Source organism: Comamonas thiooxydans, assembly GCF_000964545.1.
Lineage (GTDB): Bacteria > Pseudomonadota > Gammaproteobacteria > Burkholderiales > Burkholderiaceae_C > Comamonas > Comamonas thiooxydans.
The window spans coordinates 412,804-431,167 of the sequence record NZ_BBVD01000005.1 but is presented as its reverse complement, the minus strand read 5'-3'; the positions used below and the strand labels follow the sequence as shown (position 1 = coordinate 431,167).

General features: G+C 59.9%; 16 protein-coding genes, 3 pseudogenes and 1 riboswitch. Of the genes and pseudogenes, 11 read left to right on the top strand and 8 right to left on the bottom strand.

Annotation, left to right across the window (positions count from 1 at the left end):
- Positions 1–132 precede the first annotated feature (132 nt).
- Positions 133–375: riboswitch (cobalamin riboswitch) on the bottom strand.
- A gap of 260 nt (positions 376–635) precedes the next feature.
- On the top strand, positions 636–1,130 hold the full coding sequence (locus Cth01_RS09465) for a DUF2721 domain-containing protein (protein ID WP_003062966.1): 495 nt from the start codon (positions 636–638) through the stop codon (positions 1,128–1,130).
- 14 nt (positions 1,131–1,144) lie between these two features.
- Positions 1,145–1,474 carry a hypothetical protein gene (locus Cth01_RS09460; RefSeq protein ID WP_012838045.1) on the top strand — a complete coding sequence of 110 codons (330 nt, stop codon included), beginning with the start codon at positions 1,145–1,147 and terminating at the stop codon, positions 1,472–1,474.
- Position 1,475: 1 nt separating this feature from the next.
- Here the strand turns inward: Cth01_RS09460 and Cth01_RS09455 are convergent, their stop codons facing one another.
- Complete coding sequence (locus Cth01_RS09455; RefSeq protein ID WP_012838046.1) at positions 1,476–2,396, bottom strand: HTH-type transcriptional regulator ArgP; 921 nt, start codon at positions 2,394–2,396, stop codon at positions 1,476–1,478.
- Positions 2,397–2,487: 91 nt separating this feature from the next.
- Here Cth01_RS09455 and Cth01_RS09450 point away from each other — a divergent pair, with 91 nt between their 5' ends.
- A complete protein-coding gene (locus Cth01_RS09450) occupies positions 2,488–3,138 on the top strand; it encodes a LysE/ArgO family amino acid transporter (protein WP_003062963.1) in 651 nt (216 codons plus the stop codon).
- 58 nt (positions 3,139–3,196) lie between these two features.
- Here Cth01_RS09450 and Cth01_RS09445 read toward each other — a convergent pair whose 3' ends face one another.
- Entirely contained in the window at positions 3,197–3,505 is a 309-nt protein-coding gene (locus Cth01_RS09445; RefSeq protein WP_003062961.1) for a hypothetical protein, read from the bottom strand.
- 164 nt (positions 3,506–3,669) lie between these two features.
- Positions 3,670–4,146 carry an Lrp/AsnC family transcriptional regulator gene (locus tag Cth01_RS09440; RefSeq protein ID WP_003062959.1) on the bottom strand — a complete coding sequence of 159 codons (477 nt, stop codon included), beginning with the start codon at positions 4,144–4,146 and terminating at the stop codon, positions 3,670–3,672.
- 88 nt (positions 4,147–4,234) lie between these two features.
- Between Cth01_RS09440 and Cth01_RS09435 the strand changes: the two genes are divergently transcribed.
- The 4 genes from Cth01_RS09435 (at position 4,235) to Cth01_RS09420 (ending at position 10,497) form a co-directional block, all read left to right on the top strand.
- On the top strand, positions 4,235–5,134 hold the full coding sequence (locus Cth01_RS09435) for an EamA family transporter (protein WP_045839023.1): 900 nt from the start codon (positions 4,235–4,237) through the stop codon (positions 5,132–5,134).
- 464 nt (positions 5,135–5,598) lie between these two features.
- On the top strand, positions 5,599–7,521 hold the full coding sequence (locus Cth01_RS09430; protein WP_003062956.1) for a PrkA family serine protein kinase: 1,923 nt from the start codon (positions 5,599–5,601) through the stop codon (positions 7,519–7,521).
- A gap of 76 nt (positions 7,522–7,597) precedes the next feature.
- Positions 7,598–8,866, top strand: a complete 1,269-nt coding sequence (locus Cth01_RS09425; protein ID WP_034352205.1) for a YeaH/YhbH family protein — start codon at positions 7,598–7,600, stop codon at positions 8,864–8,866.
- The gene (locus Cth01_RS09420) at positions 8,863–10,497 is read left to right on the top strand and encodes a SpoVR family protein (RefSeq protein WP_045839022.1); all 1,635 of its coding nucleotides are present in this window, start codon (positions 8,863–8,865) and stop codon (positions 10,495–10,497) included. The genes Cth01_RS09425 and Cth01_RS09420 overlap by 4 nt, the downstream gene beginning before the upstream one ends.
- 239 nt (positions 10,498–10,736) lie before the next feature.
- Here the strand turns inward: Cth01_RS09420 and Cth01_RS09415 are convergent, their stop codons facing one another.
- Complete coding sequence (locus tag Cth01_RS09415) at positions 10,737–11,522, bottom strand: MetQ/NlpA family ABC transporter substrate-binding protein (protein WP_003055852.1); 786 nt, start codon at positions 11,520–11,522, stop codon at positions 10,737–10,739.
- Between the two features lie 167 nt (positions 11,523–11,689).
- Here Cth01_RS09415 and Cth01_RS09410 point away from each other — a divergent pair, with 167 nt between their 5' ends.
- Positions 11,690–11,929 carry a DUF3820 family protein gene (locus tag Cth01_RS09410; RefSeq protein WP_012838051.1) on the top strand — a complete coding sequence of 80 codons (240 nt, stop codon included), beginning with the start codon at positions 11,690–11,692 and terminating at the stop codon, positions 11,927–11,929.
- A gap of 223 nt (positions 11,930–12,152) precedes the next feature.
- Here the strand turns inward: Cth01_RS09410 and Cth01_RS09405 are convergent, their stop codons facing one another.
- A complete protein-coding gene (locus Cth01_RS09405; RefSeq protein WP_045839021.1) occupies positions 12,153–13,982 on the bottom strand; it encodes a sensor domain-containing diguanylate cyclase in 1,830 nt (609 codons plus the stop codon).
- A gap of 395 nt (positions 13,983–14,377) precedes the next feature.
- On the opposite strand from Cth01_RS09405, the pseudogene Cth01_RS09400 reads away from it, so the two are divergent.
- From Cth01_RS09400 to Cth01_RS24500, 3 pseudogenes are all read left to right on the top strand, one after another.
- Positions 14,378–14,722: pseudogene (locus Cth01_RS09400) on the top strand (sigma factor-like helix-turn-helix DNA-binding protein); the annotation flags it as partial.
- Between the two features lies 1 nt (position 14,723).
- A pseudogene (locus tag Cth01_RS09395) lies at positions 14,724–15,314 on the top strand (PepSY domain-containing protein); the annotation flags it as partial.
- Positions 15,311–15,701, top strand: a pseudogene (locus Cth01_RS24500) (DUF3325 domain-containing protein). The pseudogenes Cth01_RS09395 and Cth01_RS24500, both read left to right, overlap by 4 nt.
- A gap of 292 nt (positions 15,702–15,993) precedes the next feature.
- On the opposite strand, the gene Cth01_RS09385 reads toward Cth01_RS24500, so the two are convergent.
- From Cth01_RS09385 to serB, 3 genes are all read right to left on the bottom strand, one after another.
- Complete coding sequence (locus Cth01_RS09385; RefSeq protein WP_045839020.1) at positions 15,994–16,515, bottom strand: hypothetical protein; 522 nt, start codon at positions 16,513–16,515, stop codon at positions 15,994–15,996.
- Between the two features lie 314 nt (positions 16,516–16,829).
- Positions 16,830–17,387, bottom strand: coding sequence for an NADPH-dependent FMN reductase (locus Cth01_RS09380; protein WP_045839019.1), 558 nt, complete (start codon positions 17,385–17,387; stop codon positions 16,830–16,832).
- A 143-nt stretch (positions 17,388–17,530) separates the two neighbouring features.
- Positions 17,531–18,244, bottom strand: coding sequence for a phosphoserine phosphatase SerB (serB, locus tag Cth01_RS09375; protein ID WP_034351911.1), 714 nt, complete (start codon positions 18,242–18,244; stop codon positions 17,531–17,533).
- Positions 18,245–18,364: the final 120 nt, after the last annotated feature.

The following is an 18,364-nucleotide window of genomic DNA, read 5'->3' as shown; positions in this document are numbered from 1 at the left end:
GCATGCATGTGACGAGACCATGGCCGGCGTCCGGAGTGCGCCTGGGTGTGCGCGCCTGTCGCCGATCAGCTGCCGTCACGCTGCTCCCCGCAGACGGTCGTTGCAAATGCCGACTGCCGGAGTTGCACCCGGACGGTCAGCGCTTAACAGGCCGGTATCCGGGCTGGCAGATTGCGCGAGGCATGCCACTTCGTCTTCCCAGCGCTGCCGCGCACCTCTTGAAGAGGCCACGTAGAACGCCAGTGACTGGTTCTTGCTGGTGCAAAAGCCGTGAAGTGGATTGATCTGCTTACCGTTGCGGGGGCAGCCAAGGCTTTGAACCTTGTTCCCGTTTAACCCGATGAAACATCGGGCACCTGCTACGTTGAACAAGCTTGGCAGACCGCAGTCTGAAAGATCGTTCGCTAAAAATTATATAGCAGCAGCCATCGGCAGTGACTACGAGGCGGGATCCATGGAGACAAGGAAGGACACAGGGCCAGCATTGGCATTGCGGCAGGCATGCCAATTGCCGTCAAACATCTGGCGCAGTAGAAAAACAGCCATGGCGGTTTTTTGAGTGAATTCAGTCAAAACTGAGCTGATATTTGTGCATAAAAATAGAGGCTGAGACAGCCCCTGATTTTGAGGACACCATGAGCATCTGGTCCATCGACGCACAGACCGTCACCCACAGCATTCAGCTCGCTGTTGCGCCGGTTTTTTTTCTGACTGCCGTGGCCGGCATGATTGGCTCCGTAGCGGGGCGGCTGGCCCGCATCATTGACCGCGCCCGCAAGCTGGAGGAAAGCCTGCGCACCCTGGACGATCACGATCTGATCGCCCGCCATCTCAAGGAACTGCATTTTCTGCGCGAGCGCGGGCGACTGGCCAACGTATCCATCGCGCTGCTGACGCTGTGCGGCATGTGCATAGGGCTGACCATTGTGCTGCTGTTCGTGGGCCAGGCCTACGGCGTCAGCGGCCACGGCTATGCCGTTTTCAGCTTTCTGCTGGGGGTGCTGGCCTTTGTGCTGGCTCTATGCTGCTTCCTCTGGGAGACCATCATGGCGACACGCATTCTGGACTTTCATATGCTCACCCAGGCCAGGGCGGCCGTGCGCCATGTGGAGTCCGAGCATCGCCCCTGATTGCGCTGCGAGACATGTTTTTCCTGCCTCTGATCCTGGTGCCCATCGTCTTCCTGATGGCACTTGCTCGCCTCTATCAGATTCCCGTGCAGCTGCGTTCGGGCCGGTTGCTGCTGGTCGAGCGCGGCAGACTGCTCTTGCGTCTGGCCACCTTGCTGGCCTATGCCGGCCTGCTGGCAGGTAGCGGGGCATTGCTTGCGGTCTTGGTGTATGCAAGCTTTTTCGCGGCCGACCGATGGTCGGCCTATCTGCATCTGGCCCCTTATCTGGCGCTTTATCCCTTTCTCTACCTGGCGGCTGCCTGGGTGTTCTATTACGGCCTGAAAAAGTCTTCAGCAGACTGAGCTAGTCCTTCATGGGCTCCAGCCAGGCAGCTGCGGCATGGATGATGCAGTCGGTCAGGCGTTGCAGGCTGGCCTGGGCATTGCGGGTATGGGCCCAGTACATAGGGATGTGGAGATCTCTGCCAGGGAGCAGTTCCATCAAATCGCCACTGGCCAGCTGCGGGGTGATCAGCTGTGCCGGGTGCATGCCCCAGCCCATGCCCAGTTCCACGGCACGGGTGTAGCCCTGGTTGGAGGGCAGAAAGTGACGCGCGTTGTTGCGCCGTCCGTCCAGCCCCAGGCCGTGCAGCCATTGGTCCTGCAGGCTGTCCTTGCGGCCGTAGTACATCATTGGCGCCTTGGCCAGCATCTGGGCCAGTTCCCGGTCTGATTCGGCCTGGGCCAGGTGGCGCTGCACAAACTCCGGGCTGGCCACGGCGATATAGCGCATGCGGCCCAGGGGCCAGGTGTTGCAGCCAGCAATCGCAGAGCCCGTGGCCGTGACGGCGGCCATGACTTCGCCTTCCTTGATGCGTTTGGCCGTGTGGTCCTGGTCGTCAATGCTGATGTCCAGCAGCTCGTTGCCATCCTGCGTGAAGGCCGCCATGGCATCCATGAACCAGGTCGACAGGGAGTCTGCATTGACAGCCAGCTTCAGCGTGGGCAAGGCGGTCTGTCCTTCGGGGACCAGCTCGGGGTTCTTGCGGCGCAAATCGTTTTCCAGCAGCGCCACCTGCTCCACATGCAGGCACAGGCGTCGGCCGGCCTCCGTGCCGGTGCAAGGCGTGCCGCGCAGCACCAGCACCTGTCCCACGCGTTCCTCGAGCAGCTTGATGCGCTGGGAGATGGCGGAGGGGGTTACATGCAGCTTGCGCGCCGCACGCTCGAAGCTTCCCTCGCGCAATACGGCGGCAAGCGCTTCCAGTCCCGCGTAGTCCAACATTAGAAATTCTTCATTGAATTGAGTAAATGTAATTTTACTTAATTGCTTCGCAGAGCAAGAATCCGGGCCGGTTTGGAGGAGTCAGCGGCTCATGGACATGACAACTAATTTTTATTCCGCCTGGATTGCAGGCTTTACGGTGTGCGCTTCGCTCATTGTTTCCATAGGAGCCCAGAACCTGTATGTGCTGCGTCAGGCAGTGCATGGCGAACATGTGAAGGCCTGCGTGGCTCTGTGTGTGCTCAGCGACGGGCTGCTGGTTGCACTGGGGGTGGCCGGCATGGCGCAGATGCTGGCCAGCTATCCGGCATTGGCCCAGTATCTGACGCTGGGCGGAGCCGCATTCTTGCTGGCCTATGGCCTTTTCGCCTTGCGGCGCATGTGGCTGGCCCCGGATGCCGCCATGGAGGCCGGCGAGCGCAGGGCTGCACCACGCGGAATGATGAGCGTGCTGGCTGCGCTGGCAGCCATCACTTTGCTCAATCCTCATGTGTACCTGGATACGGTCTTGCTGATGGGCTCGATTGGCGCCCAGCAGGAGGGTGCGGGCCGCTGGTCCTACGTGATGGGTGCGGCCTCGGCCAGCTGCCTCTGGTTTGTGCTGCTGGCGATGGCGGGGCGCCGTCTCAAGCACTTGTTTGCCAACCCAGGTGCATGGCGCGTCATGGATGGCATCACCGGTGTGATGATGCTGTGTCTGGCCTGGTGGGTGGCGAACAGCGCTTTGGGAATGGAGATTTGAGTCTCAAGGTGCGCCAGCGCCATTCATTGCAGGCTCTTTCACACCCCCACATCGGGTTTCAAGCCTCTGCGGCTTGTTCCCACAGACCCACGGCTTCGATGAGGTTCCAGCTATTGCATTCAATGCGGTAGTGGCCTGTGGCTCCGGTCTTCTGGCTCTGGCCCTCGATCACCACAATATGCCTGCCATGGCGCTGGGCTTCGGAGAGCGGGCGGATTTTGTCGTAGTTGTGCCTCTCGGCAATGTCGCCACGAAAGGCAATCGTCACTTGCTCGCGCCGGGGGAAGTAGTCCTTGGCATATTTGTCCAGAGTGCGATCGGCAACCAGCGTGGCCATATCGGGCGAGGTGGCGGAAGAAGCGTTCATCGTGTCTCCTCAAGAGTGGACTCTTGTTTGTGTGCGGAATCTGAGCCGGTTTATGACGCAATTGTTGCATTTTGTTTCCGGTGGCGCCAGTGCCAATCTCCATGGCAGATGGCAGACCTCGTCCTGCATCAACTCCGGCCGGGCGGTCGCACGGCGGAACCGCCTTACGGCGCAGACAGCGGCAGCTGCAGACCTGTCTTGATGCGCTCCAGCGCGATCGAGGTGCTGTAGCGGCGAATGTTCTCGTCCCCTTCGAACAGGCGTTTGCAGATGGCCTGGTAATCATCCATGTCGGTTGCCGTGACGACCAGGATGTAGTCGGTTTCGCCCGTCACATAGAAGCACTGCTGCACAGCCGCTTCGTCGGCGATACGCGCCCTGAAGCCGCGCGACAGATCCGGCCTGTCATTGACCAACTGCACGGTGATGACCGCAGTCAGCGTGCGGCCCACCTTGACGGGCTCCAGCACGGCCACATTGGCGGCAATCACCCCGGTTTCCTGCAATCGTTTGATGCGCCGCTGCACGGCTGGGGCCGAGAGGTTGATGTGCTCAGCAATCAGACGCTGCGGCATGAGGTTGTCACGCTGGAGCAGGGCAAGAATCGCGTGGTCAAAGGAGTCCAGGTCGGCAGCAGGCATGGTGTTGGATGGGTTGAGAGCGAAACTTGCAGATTCAGGGCTGAAAACGAGCAAATTTCGCGGGTGACATGCAATATCGTACCCACCTATGTCAAAAAACAGCTGGAATCATTGGTGGCCCGTGTTGGCCGTATTGGGCTCGGTCACTGCACTCGGGTTGGGGACTTCGCTGGCCAAGCAGCTGTTTCCCTTGATTGGTGCCCAGGGTACATCGGCACTGCGAGTGGGTTTTGCCGCGTTGATTCTGGTGTGCGTCTGGCGGCCCTGGCGCTGGTCGCTCAACCGTCAGCAGGTACTGGCTCTGCTGGTTTTCGGCATGGCACTGGGCGGCATGAATCTGATGTTCTACATGGCGCTGCGCGATATTCCGTTTGGCCTGGCCGTGGCCATCGAGTTTTCAGGACCGCTGGCCGTGGCCATCTACTACTCACGCCGCGCGCTGGACTTCATCTGGCTGGCGCTGGCGGTTGTCGGCCTGGCCTTGATTCTTCCTCTGGGTGGCAGTGCTTCGGGCCTCCACCTGTCCCCGGTGGGTATTGCCTGCGCACTCGGAGCCGCCATCTGCTGGGCCTCCTACATCGTGCTGGGGCGCAGGCTGGGCCATATCCCCAGCGGCCAGGCCGTCTCCCTGGGCTTGCTGTGCGCGGCGTTGGTGGTGGTGCCGTTTGGTGTGGCAGAGGCTGGAGTCAAGTTGCTGACGCCGTCGATTCTGCTGTTCGGGCTGATGGTGGCGGCCATCTCCAGTGCCTTGCCTTACTCACTGGAAATGCTGGCTCTGCGCCGTCTGCCGCCTGCCACCTTCGGCATCGCGCTGGCGACCGAGCCGGCCATTGCAGCACTGATGGGCATGCTGCTGCTCAGCGAGAACCTGACGGCCACGCAGTGGACCGCCATTGCCTGCATCATGGCTGCGGCCATGGGCAGCGCCGTGACGCGCGCAGGTACCAAATCGCCCGTGGTGGATGCTTCGGCAGCCACTTCCGGATGAATACCCATGCTATGAAAAGAGATGCTGCTAGCGCTTGCTCATCAATGCTTTGCCGAAATATTTCTAGTGAATAACCCTTGGAATTTAAGCAGCAAGCTCTGTTTTCTGTAGCTGCAATAGTTCGAAACGCTGCTTGTGCAGCGTTTTTTGTTGCCACCCAGATTGCCTGTAAAGCGATGTTCCGATCAGTTTTTCGAGTCGTCGAAATCTTGAATGATGGCAGATAGATAGGGGGCTTTATTGCTTCCATGAGGACAGGCTTCTATGCTCATTTCGAGTCATATTTTTTGACCGATTTTTGCGCTATCCGGTTTGCGGTTTTGGCTGTCGTGGCTACTGCGTATTTGTAGGAATCTCGGTCTATTCAAATTAGGAGCGAGGTGCTACAACGGACGCACACGGTAACGAATGCCTTGCAACTTTGCGGCACTGATTCGAGCCCTGGTGCCGCCACGGGAGGTCATATGGATGTCATCAGCAATTCCGCAGCACGCTACGTTCGCCTGCGTGAAGAAGAAATGTCGCTGGACGAGTACCTTAGCCTTTGCCAGCGTGATCCCATGGCCTACGCCGGAGCCTCACAGCGCATGCTGTCCGTCATCGGCGAACCCGAAATGGTGGATACCCGCAACGATCCCGTGCTGTCGCGTCTGTTTGCCAACAAGGTCATTCGTCGCTATCCCGCATTCTCTGAGTTCTACGGCATGGAAGATGCCATCGAGCAGGTGGTGAGCTTCTTTCGTCATGCGGCCCAGGGTCTGGAGGAACGCAAACAGATTCTCTATCTGCTGGGACCGGTGGGCGGCGGTAAGAGCTCGATTGCAGAGCGTCTCAAATACCTGATGCAAAAGGCACCGTTCTACGCGCTCAAGGGATCGCCTGTGAACGAGTCGCCGCTGGGTTTGTTCGACCCCGTGGAAGACGGTCCGGTGCTGGAAGATGAGTTCGGCATTCCGCGTCGCAGTCTGCAGCATGTGCTCTCGCCCTGGGCCGTGAAGCGGCTGGAGGAGTTCGGCGGAGACATTCGCCAGTTCCGAGTGGTCAAACGCTACCCCAGCATTCTCAAGCAGATAGGCATTGCCAAGACCGAGCCCGGCGATGAGAACAACCAGGATATTTCCAGCCTGGTGGGCAAGGTGGACATCCGCAAGCTGGAAAACTTTTCGCAAGACGACACCGACGCCTACAGCTACTCCGGCGGCCTGTGCCTGGCCAATCAGGGTCTGCTGGAGTTCGTGGAAATGTTCAAGGCTCCGATCAAGGTGCTGCACCCCTTGCTGACGGCCACGCAGGAAGGCAATTACAAGGGCACGGAAGGCTTTGGCGCGATTCCGTTTGACGGCGTGGTGCTGGCGCACAGCAATGAAAGCGAATGGAAGGCGTTTCGCAACAACCGCAACAACGAGGCGTTTCTCGATCGTATCTACATTGTCAAGGTGCCTTACTGCCTGCGCGTGAGCGAGGAGGTCCGCATCTACGAGAAGCTGATCCGGGAGTCTTCGCTGGCCAACGCCATCTGCGCGCCTGGCACGCTCAAGATGATGGCGCAGTTCTCCGTGCTCACGCGCCTCAAGGAGCCAGAGAACTCCAGCATCTTCAGCAAGATGCAGGTCTATGATGGCGAAAGTCTCAAGGACACTGATCCGCGCGCCAAGAGCTATCAGGAATACCGTGACTACGCGGGCGTGGACGAGGGCATGGAAGGCATCTCCACCCGCTTTGCCTTCAAGATACTGGCCAAGGTCTTCAATTACGACAGCACCGAAGTGGCGGCCAACCCCGTGCACCTGATGTATGTGCTGGAGCGGCAGATTGAGCGTGAGCAATTTCCGGCTGAACTGGAGACCAAGTACATAGGTTTCATCAAGGAATATCTGTCCCAGCGCTATGCCGAGTTCATCGGCAAGGAAATCCAGACTGCCTATCTGGAGAGCTATAGCGAGTACGGTCAGAATATCTTTGACCGCTACGTCACCTACGCCGATTACTGGATTCAGGACAGCGAATACCGCGACACCGATACCGGCGAGGTGTTTGATCGCAATGCGCTCAATGCCGAGCTGGAGAAGGTGGAAAAGCCGGCCGGCATTGCGAACCCCAAGGACTTTCGCAACGAGATCGTCAACTTCGTGCTGCGGGCCAGGGCCAACAACCAGGGCAAGAACCCCAGCTGGACCAGTTACGAGAAGCTGCGCGTGGTGATCGAGAAGAAGATGTTCTCCAACACCGAGGAGTTGTTGCCGGTCATCAGCTTCAACGCAAAGGCCAGTGCCGAAGATGCGCGCAAGCATGAGGACTTCGTCACTCGCATGGAAGCCAAGGGCTATACGCCCAAGCAAGTGCGTCTGCTTTGCGAGTGGTATCTGCGCGTGCGCAAGAGCAGCTGACAGCGGTGTCGGTGGCCCGGCGCGGCCACCGACAGGACGGTTGAGTTGAGAACAGCCCCTGGAGATGGGAGCACAGATGGCACTGCATATCATCGACCGCAGGCTCGCAGGCAAGAATAAATCAGTGGGTAACCGCGAGCGGTTTGTGCGGCGTTTCAAAGAGCAGATCGCGGAGGCGGTGCGCAAAGCCGTGTCTGCGCGCGACATCCGCCATATCGATCAGGCGGAAAGCATCACCATTCCGAAAAAAGACATTCAGGAGCCGGTCTTCAGGCATGGTCAGGGTGGTATCCGCGATATGGTGCTGCCCGGCAATCGCGAGCATGTGCGCGGTGATCGCATTGCCCGCCCGCCTGGTGGGGGCGGCGGTTCGGGGTCGCAGGCCAGCGATAGCGGTGAGGGGCAGGATGACTTCACTTTCACCTTGACCAAGGAAGAGTTCATGGAGCTTTTCTTTGAAGATCTGGCGCTGCCGCGCCTGCTGCGCAACCACATCGGCAACACCTTGCAATACAAGACAAGGCGCGCCGGCTACAGCCATGACGGCACGCCCAGCAATCTGGCGCTGGTGCGCACCATGCGCGGCGCCCTGGGGCGGCGCATTGCGCTGACCAAAGCTTCACACCGTGAGCTCAAGGTACTGGAAGAACAGCTTGAAGCTCTGCTGGCGCAGGACGACGGCACCAGTGAGTCAGTAGCCGAGTTGCAACGCCGTATCGATACCTTGCGTGAGCGTATCGGCGCAGTGCCTTTCCTGGAGCAACTGGATCTGCGCTTTCGCAATCGCAGCAAGGTGCCCGTTCCCAGCAGCCAGGCCGTGATGTTCTGCGTGATGGACGTGTCCGGCTCCATGGATCAGGAGCGAAAGGAGCTGGCCAAGCGCTTTTTCATCCTGCTGTATCTGTTTCTCACAAGGCATTACGACAAGATCGAGATTGTTTTCATCCGCCACCACACCCAGGCCGCAGAAGTCAGCGAAGACGAGTTCTTTCACTCCACGGAAAGCGGCGGCACGGTAGTCAGCAGCGCGCTGGTCCTGCTCGAACAGATCATCAGGGCCCGCTACCCGGTCAACGACTGGAATATCTATGTCGCCCAGGCCAGCGATGGCGACAACTTCAGCGACGACGGCGGCAAATGCCACAGCCTTCTGGCCGAAAGAATATTGCCGCTGGTGCGCTACTACGCTTACCTGCAAGTGGTGCTCGAGGAGCAGAGTCTCTGGGAAGAGTACAGCCGCCTGCTGCCGCTGTTCCCCCATTTCGCCATGCGCAAGGTATCGGCAGCCAACGAGATCTACCCGGTGTTCCGCGATCTCTTCAAGAAGGATGGGGTATCGATATGAACCTCAATCTCTATCCCGTGCTGGATCTCAGCGCCAGCAGAAAGGCCGGAAATTCGCATGCCCAGGGGGAGCCGCGCTTTCGCGATGTGCCGCAGGCGCCTTTGATGGCGTCCCTGCGACCGGCGTCTCCCTTGCCCGACCCCAGCGACTGGACTTTCGAGCTGATCGAACAGTATCACGCGGCGATTGCGGCCACGGCTGAGCGCTACGGTCTGGATACCTATCCGAATCAGTTGGAGATCATCACGGCCGAGCAGATGATGGATGCCTATTCCAGCGTGGGCATGCCGGTCAATTACCGGCACTGGAGCTATGGCAAGGAGTTTCTGGCCACGGAGCGCCGCTACCGACGAGGTCATATGGGACTGGCCTATGAGATCGTCATCAATGCCAACCCTTGCATCAGCTATCTGATGGAGGAGAACAGCACGGCCATGCAGGCCCTGGTGATTGCGCATGCGGCCTATGGGCACAACAGCTTTTTCAAGAACAATTATCTGTTTCGCATGTGGTCCGACGCGGGCAGCATCATCGACTATCTCGTCTATGCGCGCGACTATGTGGCGCAATGCGAGGAACGCTATGGCTTCGACACCGTGGAGCAGTTGCTGGATTCCTGCCATGCGTTGTCGAACTTTGGTGTGGATCGCTATTGCCGTCCCTCGCATAAAAGCCTGTCGCGCGAGCGCGCCGAGAGAGAGGCGCGTGAAGCCTATGTGCAGCAACAGGTCAATGTGCTGTGGCGCACGCTTCCAGCCCGAAGGGACAAGGACAAGGACAGCACGACGCAAGGCAGCGAGCGCTTTCCCCGAGAGCCCGAAGAGAACATCCTCTATTTCATCGAGAAGAACGCTCCCTTGCTCGAACCCTGGCAACGAGAGATCGTGCGCATCGTGCGCAAGATCGCCCAGTATTTCTATCCGCAGCGCCAGACTCAGGTGATGAACGAGGGCTGGGCCACCTTCTGGCATTACACATTGCTCAACACTCTGTATGACGAGGGCTGGCTGACCGATGGCGTGATGCTGGAGTGGCTGTCATCGCATACCAATGTGATCTACCAGCCGCCGGCTGGCCACCGGGCCTTCAGCGGCATCAATCCTTATGCGCTGGGCTTTGCCATGTACCGTGATATTCGGCGGATCTGCGAAAAGCCGACCGAGGAAGATCGCCGCTGGTTTCCCGACATGGCCGGCACACCCTGGCTGCCGGCGCTGCACCACGCCATGCGCAACTACAAGGACGAGAGCTTTGTCGGCCAGTTTCTGAGCCCGCACCTGATACGCGACATGCGTTTGTTCTCTCTGCACGATGACCCTGACGAACGTGATGTTCTGGTCAGTGCCATCCACGACGAAGATGGCTACCGCACGCTGCGCCAGTTGCTGTCTCAGCAATACGACCTGGGGACGCGCGAACCCAATATTCAGGCCTGGAGCGTGAATCTGCGCGGCGACCGCAGTCTTACTCTGCGGCATACCCAGTACCAGGGCAGGCCACTGGCAGAAGATGCACAGGAGGTGCTCAAGCATGTGGCTCGCCTTTGGGGATTTGGCGTGCATCTGGAAAGCGTCAACGGCGATGGCGAGACACCGGTTTTGCGGCACTCGGTGCCTGCACCCTCGCATTGAGAAATCTCAATTGGAAGTTGCCTGAAGCCCTTGCCTGTAAAGCGCTATAAGCTATCAAATCAAAAGAAAAAAGCGCTGCAGAAGCAGCGCTTTTTGCTGGGTCAGGTCGTCAAGTGTGGTCGGCGGCCGGTTCTGTCCGGCCCCGGGGCCACAGCGGGAGCCTGTACCCGTACCCTTCGCAACGCGACAGTCTCCCCTGTCGAGTAGGGGAGCGCCAACGTTTCTAAGGCCTTTGCGAATCAGAACGCAGGAACCACGGCGCCCTTGTACTTTTCCTGAATAAACTTCTTGGTGTCTGCAGAGTGCAGAGCGCTCATCAGCTTGGCAATGTCGGCGCCGTTGGCGCGATCCTTGCGGGCCACCACGATATTGGTGTAGGGCGAATCGGCACCTTCGATGAACAGCGCATCCTTGGTGGGGTTGAGCTTGGCTTCGATTGCGTAGTTGGTGTTGATCAGGGCCAGGTCGACATCAGCCAGGGCGCGGGGCAGCAAAGGCGCTTCCAGTTCCTTGAACTTCAGCTTCTTGGGGTTCTTGACGACGTCCAGAGCAGTGGGGGTCAGGCTCTTGGGATCCTTGAGCTCGATCAGACCATGCTTGGCCAGCAGAATCAGTGCACGGCCGCCGTTGGAGGGGTCGTTGGGAATGGCCACGGTAGCGCCATTCTTCAGATCCTTGATGTTCTTGATCTTGCTGGAGTAGGCACCGAAGGGCTCCACATGAACCTTGCCGTTGGGTACGGCCACCAGCGAGGTCTTGCGGTCCTTGTTGTAGCTGTCCAGATAGGGCTGGTGCTGGAAGAAGTTGGCATCCAGCTGCTTGTCTTCCACGGCAGCATTGGGCTGCACGTAGTCGCTGAACTCCTTGATTTCCAGATCGATGCCTTGAGCCTTCAGTGCGGGCTTGATGTGATTGAGGATTTCGGCGTGAGGAACGGCCGTGGCGCCCACCTTGAGCACGTCAGCAGCCTGGGCCGACAGCGCCAGAGTGGCAATAGCGATAGCAGAGAGAGCTTTCTTCAACATTGGTTCTGACCTTCTTCAGCAAGTTGCAATAAATTCCGGGCCTCATCTGGACCGCAGCGAACTAAGGTGCATAGTCTAGTGCCGTGTACCGACGTCTGCAGGACATTTTTCTTATTTGGTTATAAGAGCGTCGTTTTTTATACAAAATCTGATCCCGATTGACTGCCATGAATCCCGAAATGCTGGAGCGCCTGGTGCGCGTGCCTATGCCTTATGGCAAGTACAAGGGCCGTTTGATTGCCGATCTGCCCGGCAACTACCTCAACTGGTTTGCCCGCGAGGGCTTTCCCAAAGGCGAGATCGGTCAGTTGCTGGCCTTGATGCAGGAGCTTGACCACAACGGACTCAGCGGTTTGCTGGAGCCCATTCGCAAGGCGGCAGGGCTGCCGCCAAGAGCACAGGAATAGGCAAGAGAGAGGGCTGGCTGCGGTTGGCCAGATGAAATATGAGACAGGCGGGCCCGCAAAAGCCCTGGCAGCTTGCCTTTGGCCGGAAGCAGGTGGCTGGCCCTTGGGCTTGGCTGACTGCGGCCAGGCCGCGAGTCTCCAAAATACCCTGCTTTGGTCCTGAAGGCGTTGTCGATCCTAGGCTCTGGACATATGCAGATACAGCTGGTCGCAGGGGGCGGCCTCAAGCCTCGGAGTCTTGCGAGAGGTCCGAATGCTGAACAATGCGTCCCTTGCCTGCATGTTTGGCCGAGTACATGGCCTCGTCCGCACTTTGCATCAGGTTGGCCGAGGAACTATCTGCGGTGCTGATGGAGATACCGATGCTGCTGCCGACTTGCACCATCGCTCCACCATTCAGTGCAATGGGCTGGCGCACGGCTTCCATGCAGCGCTTCATGACAGACATGGCCTCACCGGGAGTGTGCAAGCCCGATAGCAGCACCACGAACTCATCGCCGCCCAGGCGGGCAACGCAGTCGCCGGCACGGGCCTGGGCCGTCAGTCGGGCAGCTACCACACGTAAAACCTCATCGCCTGCGTCGTGACCCTGGGTATCGTTGACCTGTTTGAAACCATCCAGGTCCATGAAGCACACGGCAAGCATCTGGCCGTCTGCCAGCTCCTGGTTCAGCGTTTCCTCAAGTGCTCGGCGGTTCGCCAGACCCGTCAGAGCGTCGTGGTTGGCAAGGTGATTGGCGGCTTGTTCGCCTCGTTTGAGGGCGTCGATGTCCACCAGAATCCACAGCGACTCTTCGGCATTCAGCAGTGTGCCGGATGCATCCACCCACAAAAGCTTGCCCTCGGCATTCTGCACCTGGAACTGAGCGTGAAATTTGCCCCGAGCCAGCAAAGAGCCATAGGCTTTTTCGCCGATACGCCTGTAGGAGGCTTCGTCCGGGTAAAGCATGCGCGTGGATGCGCCCTGCAGTGCAGCTGCTGGCTGCTTGAGCAGACGGCGCATGGCGGGGTTGGTCCAGACGATCTTGCGCTCGCGCAGGCGAGCCATGCCGATCAGGTCATTGTTGATGACCAGCTCCTGCTCTTTGCGGATGCGGCGTTCACGCTGCTGCAGCCGGTACAGGGCTACCGAACCCAAAGCAATCAGGGCAATGCACAAGCCGGCGAGACCCCATGCACGCCAGGCGGAGGCGCGCCACATGGCCATATAGGCTTCCGTACCCAGCCCGGTAAACACCGTCAGAGGATATCCGGGCAGCCGATGGTAGGCCGTGATGCGCTCCACGCCATCGATCAGGGTCGGTGTGATGTACCAGCCTTCCTCGTTGTTGCGGCTGATGGCCTGGTGATATTCGGACGAGACAGCGGCCTTGCCGATACCCGCGTCGGCATCCTGGCTTGCAGCCGGATAGCGCGCTACCAGCAGTGCCTGATCGGTGCGCAATGCCATGGCGCTGCTGGTGCCGAACGACTGGCGCTGGAATAGCTGGTGAAAATGTTCGGCCGCGACAATGGCATAGACGATGCCCTGGAACTGGCCGCCCTCGGCCTGAAGACGCCTTGCCAGCACGATAGACCATTTTCCGAAGGAGTGGCTGATCAGAGGCTCGGACACCACCATTCGGTCCGTTGCACGGGCCTGAGCGAAATAGGCGCGTTCCGCCACTGAAAACGGCACATCAATTTCGCTGGGAGTGATGAGTACCTCGCCAGCACTGTCTGTGATGCGCAGGGCGGTGACAAAAGGAATCAGGGCACGCTGTTCCTGAAGCATTTCGTACAAGGCAAAGTTGGCGGCGGCAAGTCCGTCAAGGCTGCGCGCGCGGTAACGACTGGCAATCGATGACAGAGCGTTGTCCACCAGTCGCACCTCTGCAGCCAGCTCCAAGCTCAGGCTGCGCGCTTGATGCCTGGAGACGGCTACTCCCAGGTCCATGTCCGCGCGGTGATTGGCATGCACGCCAAGCCACGTGGCAAAGCACAGCAAGGCCGCTACCAGCAGGTTGCCGAGCACGATGCGATGCAAAAGCTTGTGAGAGCGAAAGCTTGTCATCTTGATTCTTGAGGTCCTTGAATACCAACCTGGGTCGGAAACGGCTCGGTTCCGGACATTTGCATCAACCACCTGCCGAGTAAAGCATCGCAGAGCTCAACAGCGCAATAGTCTTGCAATCATCCAACAGGTGTCGGGAGGTGGCTGCGAGCATTCGCCCGAGAGGGGCGCCGCCTGCGCGAATGGCCAGAAGTGGGGTTCCAGACGCCGATGTATTCCTGGTGCGTGATTGTGCAGGGCCGATCGCTTTCTCCGTGCTCGTCGCGGGCACAAGGCGATGCGTTCCGGCAGAAGATGGCTCTGAAGCATATGCGGAAATAGTGAAGGCATTGAGGAAAACGGAAATGAGAATTGATATCGCTTGAGGTCTGTTTGAGATCTATTCCCATTGCACCATGCCCGTTGTCGCAACAGCCTCCCATCGTGAAGTCGCAGCGCTTTACACAGGTCATCACGGTTGGTTGCAGGGCTGGTTGCGCCGAAAGGTCGGCAATGCCTTTGACGCAGCAGATCTGACGCAAGACACTTTTGTCCGTATCCTGGGCGTGCGTGAGCCGCCGCGCATAAAGTCGCCGCATGCTTATCTGATTGATGCTTTGCCGCCGCTGGTACGGCGCACTTTTCTGCTTTCGCAGCTGGAGGACATGAAGTACGACGATATCGCCTCGCAGCTGGGCGTATCGCTGACCAACGTCACGCATTACATGGCCCAGGCTTTCAGGCAGTGTCTGGCGTTGATGGTTCGGAGGGCAGCCGCTCAAATGGCTGTATTTCCTATGCGGGCTGGTCGGCAGCGCCATGATGGCAACAAGGGCCATCCTGTTCATGGTCAAGTGTCGCAGCAAGCATCTGGGTCGGCAGGCTGGCGAGTTCGGCAGCGTCACGGCGCGCGTGTACCGGCTCGTCGAAGGACTCAATGTTGAGGCCATCGCAGGTCTGAGTCTGGGCTGCATCGGCCATCTGTGGGCCAACCGCCTGGTTCCCGTCGGGCTGTCCCATGGAGCGGGTTGGGAGCTGGCGGTGTTTTTCGGGCTTTGGAGTCTGGCGCTGCTGCATGCCCTGGTGCGTGCGCCCGCCGTGGCATGGCAGGAGCAACTAGGCCTGCTGGCGCTGTTGTGTCTGCTGCTGCTGCTGCTGCCGCTGCTGAACTGGATCACGCTAGGGGACAGCCTGCCGGCCCAGATTGCTCGCTGCGACTGGGAGAGTGCGGGTGTGGGGTTGTGTGCCGTGGCGCTGGGATTGCTTGCCGCCCGGGCCTGGGCTTATCTGAGGCGCCGCGGCGCCGATGCAGCGCGGCGTGTTCCTGCAGGCAAGATGGAGGTGGGAGCATGAATGCCTTGCAAGCTTCGGTGCTGGCTTTTGCGCTGGCCTTTGCCGGCTTGGTGGCACTGGCTTTTGCCATGGAGGGTCATCATGAACAGCTCACGGGAGCCATGGAGATTTCTCGGGCTCGATCGTGGCTGCTGCGCTGGAGCATTGCTGCTGGCGGTGGCCGTCATGCCCTGTCTGAGCGCCTGGGGCTTTTCCGTGGGAGTCATGGTCTGGCTGGGTTGGCTGTCGATAGGAGCGCTGCTCGCCGTCGCCCTGGTCAGCGCCGCCGCCCATTGGGCCTGCTGCTGCTGGCTGCATTCTTGGTGCGGCGGCTCTGGCTTGGGTCTGGCGCGTGTGACAAGGATCTGGCGGCCCATCATCGCCAGGTGCCGAGCGGATGACGCTTGATGCGTGCATGTCCTTCGGTGTCTTGCCGAGCTTCGCGTAATCGGCAGGGGCCGTGTGCCAGCCTCATGGGTCCACAGGCCTGGGCATGCCCTGCTGCCGTGTATGGTCTGCGTTGCAGACCTTGTCTGTTGCCAGGAATGCACCGTAGCTGGCAGCTTACGGTGGCTGGAAACACCCGGAGGCTCGCAAAAAGGAATGAAAAAAGGGATGCAGAGCGCATCCCTTTTCGAATGAGGTCGGCAGGTCTGAATTCCTGGCCGGCCTGTATTGAAGCCCGGTTGCGGGCTGATGATTACTTGGCGGCCGCGCGTGCGGCTTCCGCCTTGGCCTTGGCTTCGTCCAGCTTCTTTTGCAGAGCGGCGGCTTCCGCTTCAGCCTTCTTGGCCTCTTCTTCCTTGGCCTTCTTGGCTTCGGCTTCCTTGTCGCCGCCACCCATGGCGCCGGCAATGGCATTGCCAGCCATGGTGCCGGCCACTGCGCCAACGGCAGCACCTGCCATGGTGCCCATCATGCCGGAGCCACGAGCGGCAGGAGCCGCTGCTGCTGCGGGAGCAGCCGCAGGAGCTGCCGCAGCGGCGGGGGCTGCGGGTGTGGCAGGTGCAGCAGCCTTGGGTGCGGCGGCGGCAGGAGCCACTGGTGCGGGCTGAGCGGGCGCCTTGCTGCCGATGCTGGCAGGGCGAACGGACTTGCTGCTGCCCATGCGCTTGGCCTGAGCCAGGGAAGGCACGGTCAGCGATGTGATGGCGATGGCAATCACGGAGGCAGCAGCACGGTACGAAGTCTTCACGAATTGGTTTCCAGTCATGGTTGTCATAGATGGCCGCCTGCTTTTCAAGGGTGCAGACAACCAGCGAGCCTTGCGACGCTTGTCGCATCAGGTTTGCTTGCTATGGTATTTAAAGTCAATGGTTGGATTTTCAAGGTGCTGAACTGAAACTGTCCGTAAAAGGACAGGGCTCAGACCCCGACGGCCGGATGTTGTGTGATGTATGAGGCCGCACGCTATTGTAGGAACACTCTGCATGCGCAAAAGTTCCAGCAGTCTTCAATGCAGGGAAATAGTCATGAAGTGCCCCGCAGCGCCTGAAACGTGAGCGGGGCGAGCTATCGAGCCAGAGGAAGATTGGTTTAGCGCTTCTGGTGCAACTGCACCCAGTCGAGAAAGCGTGTCATGTACTTGACGAGGAAGTCATGGCTGCCCTGGCCGATCTTGCCGTCGGCGTCGAGCAGCGTGTCGGACCAGCGCACAAAGCCCTCGGGCTGGGGCAGGGTGGGCATGTCCAGCGACACCAGCACATTGCGCAGGTGCTGCTGGGCCATGGCCGTGGCGGCCGCGCCGGGCGAACTGCCTATCACGGCGGCCGGCAGCCCAGCCCAGACGGACTGGCCATAGGGACGGCTCAGGCCGTCGAGCACGTTCTTGAGCGATGCGGGTATGGAGCGGTTGTATTCGGGCGTCACGAACAGAACGCCGTTGCAGCCGCGAATCAGGGGTTTGAGGTCGTCGAAGGGCTTGAAATCAGGGGTGTTGTCGAAGTCGCGGTTGTAGAGCGGCAGGCGGCTGATATCGATGAATTCGGAATCGGCCTTGCCCTGCATGAGTGCGGCCAGGCCCTGGCCGAGCTGGCGGTTGATGGACTGCTTGCTGAGGCTGCCCACGATGACGGCGATTCTGAGTTGGCTCATGCTCTGACCTTTCGACCGGGTTGGGGAAGATGCATGGCACTGTAGCAAAGCTGCCGAGGATTGCCGCGCCGCAGCGGGCGCAAAAAAGCCGCGGTCCCCGGGAGCAGGGACCGCGGCTTGGTGCTGGGCTGGTCTGTTCCAGCCTATCGGAGCACTTCCAGCAGGCGATCTAGGCCGCCCTCGTTGATGGCGACCTTGGCCTCGTTGCGCACGCGTGGCTTGGCGTGGAAGGCCACGGACAGGCCGGCCGCCTGCATCATGGGAATGTCGTTGCTGCCATCGCCCACGGCAATGCACTGGCTGGCATCGATGCCGATCAGCGAGGCCACTTCCAGCAAGGTGCGGCGCTTTTCCGCGCCGTCGCAGATATCGCCCCAGGCCTGCTCGACCAGACCGCCGGTCAGTGCACCGTCCTTGATCTCCAGCACATTGGCGCGCACAAAGTCGATATCCAGCAGGCCGCGCACATGCTCGGCAAAGTAGGTAAAGCCGCCGGAGACCAGCAGCACCTTCAGGCCGGCGGCCTTGGCGGCCCTGACCAGCGTCTCGGCACCCTGCGAGAGTTTCAGGCGTTCGGCCAGAACGCGGGCCATGTCGGCCTCGGTCACTCCGACCAGTTTGCCCACGCGCTGGCGCAGGCTGTCCTTGAAGTCGGTGATTTCGCCGCGCATGGTGGCTTCTGTGATGGCTGCCACTTCGGCCTTCTTGCCCGTGGCGTCGGCGATCTCGTCGATGCACTCGATGGTGATCAGCGTCGAGTCCATATCAAAGGCGATGAGCTTGTAGTCCGCCAGCTTCTGGGGGGCGGTAAAGCCGCGGATCATCAGGCCGGGAGCGAATTCGGTGGCGTCGGTCATTGCGAGTCGTGCGAATGAGGGGGTAGCAGAAAGGGGAATGGCGGAAATCGGGTCTGCGCCATTCCTCAAGATGGCCGCCATTATCCGCTGTTGTGGCGGGCTTCGGCTGGCCATTCACCC